This window comes from Polaromonas sp. UBA4122 (assembly GCA_002381615.1).
Classification (GTDB): Bacteria; Pseudomonadota; Gammaproteobacteria; order Burkholderiales; family Burkholderiaceae_C; genus Polaromonas.
Genome location: DFWY01000023.1, coordinates 1 through 5480 on the forward strand (window position 1 = coordinate 1; position 5480 = coordinate 5480).

Below are 5480 nucleotides of genomic sequence, written 5' to 3' on the forward strand. Positions count from 1 at the left end.
TAGAAGTAGGTGCCGCTGCCTTGCGCTGTATCAATGCGCGGCGTCCCAGAGATGAAAACATCAAACACTTTGATCTTTCTGAATCTTTACGAGGAGCAACGAAATGGATATCGAGAAGGCAATTGCAGGTCGCCGCGCGGTGCGAGAGTACACGAATCAAGCCGTAGACGAAAAAACCATCCGTGGTCTTATTGCGGCTGCGGTACTCGCGCCGAGCGCGGTAAATCAACAGTCATGGACATTCACTGTCGTGCGCGATCAAACGATGCTCGATCGAATCTCGCATGATGCGAAGGTTTTCATGCTCAATACAGCATCGCCTGGTCCCCATTCCGAGCATTTCCGCTCAATGCTTAGTGATCCTAATTTTCATATTTTTTACCATGCTCCTGTGCTGATCGTCGTTTCGGCTGCCGTGGCAGGTCCCTGGGTTGTCGAGGACTGTGCGTTAGCCGCCGAAAACATGATGCTAGCCGCGTACGCATCCGGGCTGGGCACTTGTTGGATCGGCTTTGCGCAGACCTTCCTCAATACGTCGGATGGCAAAAATATGCTTGGCCTTCCCGCCACCACCGTGACCGTTGCACCCATCATCGTCGGGCACCCCAAGACGGAAGTTCCACCCGTCCCGCGCAAAGAGCCGGATATCCGATGGATAGGATAGGCAACAAAAATCTTGTTCCAATAACACCGTCGCCCGACTTACGTTATCAGGCGTGACGAATTTGTTGCTCTTTGATTTCATGGATTGGGTCGAGGTCATTTGTCTCTACTCTCGATGGTTATCAGTGTGACCTCGGGCGCGGCAAACAGGCGAATCGGCGGCCCCCATGTGCCGGCGCCGCGGCTGACATACAGCCGTCGCCCATCAGCCAGTTCGGTCAGACCGGTGTGTGCACGATAGGCCAGCCGCGTCAGGTAAATGAACGGGAATATCTGGCCGCCATGAGTATGCCCGGAGAGCTGCAGATCGAATGGCGTGTCACTGTCAACTACCGGCTGGTGTTTAAGCAAGACGATGAAATCATTCGTGGTGGCAGAATCGAGCGCCTTGGCGGTATCCAATCTGGCTTGTTGTCGTGACGACATTGCAGCGGGATCATCAACACCCACCAGAACGATGCTGCCGACTTTGACCGATTCGCCGCGTAGCACGTTAAAGCCCGCCCTGCGCAGGAATCGCAGGGAGTTTTCCAGTCCCGCATAGTATTCGTGATTGCCGGTGACGGCGTAGGCACCCAGCGGCGGTGTATAGGCTTGGAAATGCCGGGCCAGCGCATCGAGGTCGTCGCCTTGCCCATCGACGATGTCACCCGTCGCCACGATGATGTCGGGCTTGATCTCTCGCAGTTTGGCGATGACGCGGTCGAGAAATTCCTCCCCCATCATGATGCCGAGGTGCAGGTCCGATAGCTGCGCGATGGTGATATGGCCGGTCGCGAGCTTCGGCGTGGTGATGTGGATTTCTTCCACCTGTATCTGTCGCGCCTCGACAAATCCGTAGCCCAGCATGGCCAGTGCGAGCAGGCTGACGGTGCGAAGCGACATCGCTTGACTAAGCGGCCAATTGAAATTCAGCAGCGTCGCGAGTGCATGGCCGAGGTCCAATAGCAGGCCGATGCAAAGAAACAGGAACAAATATCCCATCCAGCTATAGCTCACCCAAGCGGTGGCGGTGGTAGCGCGATGCCAGCTGTGCCTCTCCAGGAACCAGACCAGCAGCGGCGAGAAGGTCAGGACGATGCCCGCCAGTATCAGCGCCAGACCCAGGCCATATGAATGCGGGAAGGTCATCCACATCTTGCTGAGCGCATAGAGGTGCATGGAACCGTAGATCAAGAGAGCTAGGCTCAGGAAGATCGACATTGCCGAGCTCCAATGTAGCTGTTGACGATCATCAGTCATGAGAATGTTCTTGTTCTTCAAACCCATGCAAATCTCCATTGCAGTGTCATCTGATCGACTAGGTATTCCTGAAATTGAACCAGCCCCCTTTCAGAATAGCATCTCCGTCGGGGTCGATTTGTTTTCGTTGTCAAAAGTGACAGTAGGAAAACGAGCACTGGCGTAGGGGTGGCCTGGTAAGCCCTTGATTTCATTTGTTTTTCTGTTCACTTGTTTCGGGCGTATTGGGTCTACCCCAACCAATGGAGACACAAAATGCAAAGCTGGCAAACGACCTACCTTGGTCTGCGAGAGCTGCCACGCGAAATCAGCACCTTCAAGCTACAGTCGTTTTTCACATACAGCCGTACTGAGCGCGAGCTCATTAACGCCCGCCGAGGCAACGCCCACAAGCTGGGTTTGGCACTGCACATAGGTTTCTTGCGTTTGAGTGGGCGCCTGCTGAATTCGGTGCGGATCGTTCCGGCAATGCTTTGGCAGCATCTGGGCAACGAAATCGGCATCGCCACGCCTGAACTGTCCTCCCTCAGAGCCCTGTATGGGCGTGGTCGAACCCTTTTTGACCATCAACAGTTGGCCTGTGAAGTCCTTGGGTTTCAATGGATGACGGAGCACCAACGTCGCGCCCTGGTACGCACCCTGCGCGATGAAGTGGCCCGCTGTGCCGATCGGGATCAATTGCTCGTTTTCGCTCGGCTCTGGTTGTATCGAACCAAGATCCTGATCCTGCGCGACCGTGACATCCGTGTCCTGGTCACAGCGACGCTGGGACAACTCGAAGAAGAAACAGCCAAGACGATTGCGACAGCGGTGCCACCCGAACTGCTGGTGCGCTGGCGGGATGCCATGGCTGCATTGCGCCCGGATGGGCAAACCCAGCAGAGCTGGCTGTGGGCGGCTCCGGCCAAACACTCAACCAAACAAATTGGCGAGGTGTTCGAGCGAATCGAACTGCTGTACGCCCTGAATGTCCACAAACACCTGGACGACCTGTCCGGTCTCATTGTGCGGCGCTATGCACGCCGCCTGGCTTCAAGGCCGACCTCGGTGGGGGCCAGGATCAAAGAACCCGCCCGCACAGTGGAGGTTGCCTGCTTTTTACGGCACTGCCTGTTCACCGCCACAGACCAAGCTATCTTGATGGTTCAGCGGCGCGTTGCCGATCTTTGGCGCACGGTCGCAGCAGGGGTCACGGGAACGGTCAATTGGGCTGACCTGTACAAGACATTGCTGGCAGAGCTGGTTGGTTTGGTCGCCCAGGGTGGATGAATTGGCGCGTGCGCGCCATGGGAATTTCGGCTGGAGTCCTTGCCGGATCTGCCGACAACTTGGGTCCTGACTGTGACGGGCAAGGGGGCCAAAACGCGCGAGGTGCCACTCAATGATGAGGTGGTTCGCTTGCTGGCCACGCATGGGAAAGAGTTCATGCAGGAGGACAAACTCTGCGCCGACTCAAGTACCCTGCCATTGATACGCACCCTGCATGCGTCGGTGGCGCAATGGGGCAGGGCGGTGGGCTGCAGGCGGTTGCCTTATCCGACCATCCCGGCAGCGCCTTGTCGGCAGCAGGCATCTATGCGGTGCTGAAACGGTTCTTTGGCCAGGCGGCCAAAAGCGCAGCCGATGCCGGGCTCGATCCGCGCCGCTTTGAGAGGGCCAGCACGCACTGGATGCGCCATACCTTTGTGCGCCAGTCGCTGGTCGATGGCGTGCCGATTGAGGTGGTGAGCGAGTTGGCAGGACATGCCAGTATTGATACGACTTCGATCTATTCGACGCAGGAACTGCCCCGGAAGATCAAGGCAGTGCAGGGGATGCGCCGGCGGGTGCCCGCTGCTAGCCAGCCGTCAGGTTCTGTGTCCCCCCGAATTGCGCCTCGTGCAACCGCCAATAAGCGCCACGGCGTTCGATCAGCTGCGCGTGAGAGCCCTGCTCGACAACATGGCCGCCATCCATGTAGACGATCAGATCGGCGCTCCGTATGGTCGAGAGCCGGTGCGCGATGACGAAGCTGGTCCGGCCTTGGCGCAGCCGTGCCATTGCCTGCTGCACCAGAAGTTCGGTGCGCGTGTCCACCGAGCTGGTGGCCTCATCGAGGATCAGCACGGCTGGGCGCATCAGGAAGGCGCGAGCAATCGTCAGCAACTGGCGCTGACCGGTGCTGAGCGCAGCGCCGCCGTCCTCGAGCACCGTGTCGTAGCCTTGCGGCAGGGTGCGCACGAAGTCGTCCACCAGGCAGGCCACAGCGGCTTCGCGCCATTCGGTCTCGCTGGCCTCGGGCCGGCCATACACCAGGTTCTCGCGGATAGTGCCGGTGAACAGCCAGCTGTCCTGCAGCACCATGCCGAAGTGACGCCGCAGATCGTCGCGGCGCAGCGCGCGGATGTCGGTGCCGTCAAGCCGGATGACGCCAGCGTCGATTTCATAAAAGCGCATCAGGAGGTTCACCACTGTGGTCTTCCCGGCGCCTGTGGGCCCGACGATTGCCACCGTCTGGCCGGGACGGGCTTCAAGGTTGACGTCCTCCAGCAAGGGCTGCCCCGGCCGATAGCCGAAGCGCACATGCTCGAACACCACATGGCCGCGCGGTGTCGGCAGCTTGGCAGGCGCGTCGGCGTCGGGGACCAGCTCGTCGGCGTCAAGCAGCTCGAACACCCGCTCGGCCGAGGCTAGGCCGGACTGCACCACCGCCACCATCGCCGACACCTGCGACATGGGTTGGCCGATCTGGCGGATGTATTGGATGAAGGCTTGCAACTGCCCAATGCTGAGGTGCCCGCCCAGCACGCGCCAGGCACCCCCGGCGACCACGGCGATGAAAGCCAGCTGGCCGACGAACATCGTCAACGGCTGCGCGCTGCCACCCAGCAACTGGGCTCGCCAGGCGCTGTCGGCCAGCGCCCCATTGACCTGCGCGAATTCGGCCAGCGTGCGCTGCCGGTGGCCGAAGGCCTTGACCAGCACATGGCCGGTGAAGGTCTGCTCGACCTCGGCGTTGAGCTCGCCCGTCAGGCGCCACTGGGCCTCAAAGTGCAACTTCGAGCGTGCGGCCACCAAGCGGCTCCCTGCGGCCGACAAGGCGAGTGCGACCACGGCCACCGCGAGCAATAACGGCGAGAGCATCCCCATCATCGAGAAGCTCGCCAGCAGCGTCAGCAAGGACATCAGCAGCTGGCTCATCAGCTGTTGCAGGCTTTGCGTGACGTTGTCGATGTCATTTGTGACCCGGCTAAGCACTTCGCCGAGAGGTCGTGCGTCGAACCAGTCCAGGGGCAGGCGCGCCAGCTTGGCCTCGGCATCGCGCCGCAGGCGCTTGCTCAGCGCCTGCACGAGCGCCGTGGTCAGCCAGGCCTGCGCCCACTGGAGCGCGGATGCCGTGGCGTAGAGCACCGCCACCACCGCCAACTGCTGCACCAGGCCGGTCGGCAGGCCCGGTTGGCCGATGGACGCCACAACGAGGTCCGTTGCCATTCCCAATTGCCAGGGCCCAAGCGTGCCAAGCACCACGCTGGCGGTGGTGAAGGCCAGGGCCAAGGCCAGCCGCCGGTGGTCGCCCAGCAGGAAGCGTCCCATGC

Annotated in this window: 3 protein-coding genes and 2 pseudogenes; 3 read left to right on the forward strand and 2 right to left on the reverse strand. The window is 60.3% G+C overall.

Annotated features, from left to right (window positions below; genetic code table 11):
* The first annotated feature begins 103 nt into the window (after positions 1–103).
* Positions 104–664, forward strand: coding sequence for a nitroreductase family protein (locus B3F77_RS03100; RefSeq protein WP_293603537.1), 561 nt, complete (start codon positions 104–106; stop codon positions 662–664).
* A 95-nt stretch (positions 665–759) separates the two neighbouring features.
* Here the strand turns inward: B3F77_RS03100 and B3F77_RS03105 are convergent, their stop codons facing one another.
* Complete coding sequence (locus B3F77_RS03105) at positions 760–1932, reverse strand: metallophosphoesterase (RefSeq protein WP_293603538.1); 1173 nt, start codon at positions 1930–1932, stop codon at positions 760–762.
* 228 nt (positions 1933–2160) lie between these two features.
* Here B3F77_RS03105 and B3F77_RS03110 point away from each other — a divergent pair.
* A pseudogene (locus B3F77_RS03110) lies at positions 2161–3168 on the forward strand (DUF4158 domain-containing protein); the annotation flags it as partial.
* A 236-nt stretch (positions 3169–3404) separates the two neighbouring features.
* A pseudogene (locus B3F77_RS20880) lies at positions 3405–3623 on the forward strand (hypothetical protein); the annotation flags it as partial.
* A gap of 118 nt (positions 3624–3741) precedes the next feature.
* Here B3F77_RS20880 and B3F77_RS03120 read toward each other — a convergent pair.
* Positions 3742–5480, reverse strand: a 1739-nt coding sequence (locus B3F77_RS03120) for an ABC transporter ATP-binding protein (RefSeq protein ID WP_293603540.1), incomplete at its 5' end; no start/stop codon positions are given.